Origin of the sequence: Desulfosarcina sp., assembly GCF_046496365.1 — a bacterium.
Classification (GTDB): Bacteria; Desulfobacterota; Desulfobacteria; order Desulfobacterales; family Desulfosarcinaceae; genus Desulfosarcina.
In genome coordinates this window covers 1-3,541 of record NZ_JAWOHB010000189.1, presented here as the reverse complement: position 1 = coordinate 3,541, position 3,541 = coordinate 1, and the positions used below count along the sequence as shown (strand labels likewise).

The following is a 3,541-nucleotide window of genomic DNA, read 5'->3' as shown; positions in this document are numbered from 1 at the left end:
GGACCGCTTCATGCTGTTCGCCGATTATCAGTCTTATGTCGATTGTCAGGAAAAAGTCGATGAAGTCTGGCGGGACCGCAAGCGGTGGACCCGCATGTCGATCCTGAACACGGCCCGCATGGGCAAGTTCTCTTCCGACCGGTCCATCCGGGAGTACTGCAAGAACATATGGGGCATCCGAAAGGAATTGTAGGGCGCCGCTGGCGGACAGCCCAGAGAAATGGGATTTTTCCATTCTCAAACCTCCATCTTTGATGGAGGATCCGGGGATGTTGCCAACAATCGGCCCTTATTTTGACCACCCCTTGTGGGGATCCCCCGCTGTCATTCCTCCTCTGCGGCCATAAAATCGGAGGGCAGTTGTGGTTTTCCTTTTCGTAGAAGGTGATCTCCTCGACGGCCCGTTCTTGGAGCCCGGAGGGGATAAGAATCCGCCAGCCCCTGCCGGCCTGATGTACCTGGCAGGGAATCTTTCGCGCCTCCAGGACAAGAACCCATTTTCTGAGGCGCCCGGTTGGCAGTAACAAACGGCGGTTGACGTGATCGGTTTCCTCGCCGAGAGGCTTCAACGGTAACAGCCCATCTTCATCCTCGTTGTTCACGCGGAAAATTCCGTGCTGAACATGGGCCTTTCCAGGTATCGATAAAAGAAAACCGCTGGAATAAGATTGCCCTCTTCAGGTTTCTATTCCGGCCTGCCGGAATTTCAAATCGACTGAATTCGATTTAAAACCCTTAAAATAACAAGAGGTTCAATCCATTTACCGGTGGGCCCTCCAGGGGCGGCCACCAACCGCCAGGACCAGCTAAAGGAAAATGATCAGAAGTATCGGGGCTCTATTTCGTCAACGCGATGGATTTCCGGAAGATGGCCAGGCTGTAAACAAAGAATCCAAGGCCGATGGCGGTTACCATGAGAAACTGAGGCCAGACCGCACCGATGCCGCCCCCGCGATAGATGATTACCTGGGAGAAACTGACAAAGTGTCGGGAGGGCAGGAAAAAGGTGATGTACTGCAGCCATTCCGGCTGGCTCTCGACCGGTGTATTTCCCCCTGAAAGAAGCATAAGCGACAGGATTACAAGAATGATCAGAAGGGCGAACTGGGCCATGGACCGGGAAATGGTTCCCAGGAATACTCCCAGCGCCGTCGCGAAAAACAGGTAGAGGACAACGCCGAGGAACCAGAGGGGCACCGAACCGGCAAACGGCACCTTCAGGGCCATGTGAACAACCAGGAAAAGAGAGCCGGCCGTCGCAAGGAGAATTACAAAACCGTTGGCCCAAACTTTGGCCATGGCGATTTCAAAAGGAGTCAGCGGCATGACCATCAGGTGTTCCAGGGTCCCGTGCTCACGTTCGCGAATCACCGCGGCGCCACACAAGACGACCGTTAGCAGGGTAATCTCGTTGATGATGGCGACCACACTGATAAACCAGGAGGATATGCCGTTCGGGTTGAACATCTTGCGGATGACGAGATTGATGGGATCGGATGCCGATTCATCCGTGCGCCGAAGGAAGCTCGAGATGCGTTTGTTGATGATGTTCTTGATGTAGTTGGATCCAATGCCGGCCTGCTGCATGGCTGTGGCGTCGATATTCAGCTGGATATCCGGCTCCCTGCCGGCGCGCAGGTCCTTTTCGAGAAAGGGGGGGATGACCACGACAAACATGAAGCGGCCTTCGTCCATGGCCGGATCGACCTCCCCTGCGCCAATTATTTCCGGCACCTGGAAATTGGGGGGGTAGAAAGCATTGATGAGTTCCTTGGAAAGGGCCGAGCCATCCTCGTCCACAAAAGCAATGGAGGCGTTGTGGACCTCACTCGACGTGCCCGTGGCCTGGACATAGATCGCAAATGTGAAGGCGTAGGCCACAAACAGGACCATCACCCAGTCGCTTACCAGGCTGCGGATTTCCTTGAGGCCCAGCCAGAAGATATTCAGCCACGACGCCATGGTTATTTCTCCTGCTTTCTCAAGCCCATAAAACTCACGGCCCAGAGAACGGGGATGCAGCAGGCCAAGAAAACGAGATCCTGGATCATGAGGGCCGGCCCGATTCCTTTGGTATAGGCGCCGACGCTGGAGTGCATGTAGTAGGTCGTCGGCCAGATCAGGCCAACGAGCCGGGCCTTGCCTTCAAGGGTCGAGACTGGCTGCAGCAGACCGGAGAACTGGATGGTCGGCACCAGGGTCAGGATTGCCGTGACGAAGACGGCTGCGACCTGGCTGCTGGTGAAGGTCGAGGTCACCATGCCGATACCGGTGGTCGCGGTGACATAGAGCAGGGTGCATAGTGTCAACATCAGAAAGCTGCCTTTGATCGGAACCTGGAACACGATCAGCGAAATGGCGACCAGGATAAAGAAGTTGAGCATGCCGATGGCGATGTAGGGAAGTTGTTTTCCCAGAAGGTACTCCAGTCTTCCGGTTGGCGTAACATAAAAGTTGATGATGGAACCCAGTTCCTTTTCACGCACGATGCTGACCGTCATGAGAATCGCCGGGATCAGGACCAGCAGCAGGGCCGGTATGCTCGGCACCATGGAATAGATACTTTCGAAGGTGGGATTGTACATGTAGCGTTCCTGGATGTTGGCCTTGTTTTTTCTGGGACCGACCTGCAGCCCGCTCGCCGGGTCCTGCAGCATGGTATTGTGAACCCCCTGAACATACTGGGCCACGGTCTCGCCGCGGAAGGTCATGGCGCCGTCCACCTGCGCCATGATTTCAGGAGTGGATCCCCTGCGAAGATCTCGGCCGAAATCGGGCGGGATTTCGATCACCAGCGAAATCTCATCCGACTGCAATTTTCTCAGGGCTTCTTCGGGGGAGCGAAGCGGCGGTGCGGGGATAAAGTACGGCGGCGATCCGGCGAATTGTTCGAGGTATTCCCGACTTTCCGGTGACTGATCCAGATCGAGGGGCGCATAACGGATGTTCTGGATATCAGTTGTGATCCCAAAGCCGAAGACGAGCATGAGCAGCGCCGAACCGATGAAGGCGAAAGCCAGCCGCACCGGGTCGCGGAGGATCTGCTTGGTTTCGTTGTTGGTGTAAGCCAACAGCCGGCCGAGACGCAGCTTTAGGTTTGATGGCTGGGACGGTGCGGCCGGCGCTGCTGACGGCCCGGGCTCGGTAGGGCTGGCGTTGCCGACCGTTCCCTCGGCGCTGGCCTCCTCCATGTAGCCTATGAAAGCCTCTTCCAGGGTGGTGGCGCCGCGGCTATCGATCAACTCCTGCGGAGGACCGCACGCCAGCACTTTCCCAGCATTCATCAGGGAAATACGATCGCAGCGCATCCCTTCGTTCATGAAATGGGTCGTCACAAAAATCGTCACACCCTGCCGTCGGGAAAGATCGATCAACAGTTCCCAGAAGCTGTCCCGCGCTACCGGATCGACTCCGGAGGTCGGTTCATCCAGAATCAGCATCTCGGGTTCATGGAGAACCGCCACCGCCAGAGACAGCCGCTGCCGCAGACCCATCGGCAGCTCTTCGGCCAGGGAGTCGAGATGGGGGGCGAGCCCGAATT

3 protein-coding genes are annotated in these 3,541 nt (G+C 56.6%); 1 reads left to right on the top strand and 2 read right to left on the bottom strand.

The features are described from left to right. Window positions 1-193, top strand: a 193-nt coding sequence (locus tag R6V78_RS18735; protein ID WP_410290914.1) for a glycogen/starch/alpha-glucan phosphorylase, incomplete at its 5' end; no start/stop codon positions are given. A 644-nt stretch (window positions 194-837) separates the two neighbouring features. Here the strand turns inward: R6V78_RS18735 and R6V78_RS18730 are convergent. Together R6V78_RS18730 and R6V78_RS18725 are read right to left on the bottom strand one after the other, a co-directional pair. Then, window positions 838-1,962 carry an ABC transporter permease gene (locus R6V78_RS18730; RefSeq protein WP_410290913.1) on the bottom strand — a complete coding sequence of 375 codons (1,125 nt, stop codon included), beginning with the start codon at window positions 1,960-1,962 and terminating at the stop codon, window positions 838-840. A gap of 2 nt (window positions 1,963-1,964) precedes the next feature. Continuing rightward, window positions 1,965-3,541, bottom strand: a 1,577-nt coding sequence (locus tag R6V78_RS18725) for an ABC transporter permease (RefSeq protein WP_410290912.1), incomplete at its 5' end; no start/stop codon positions are given.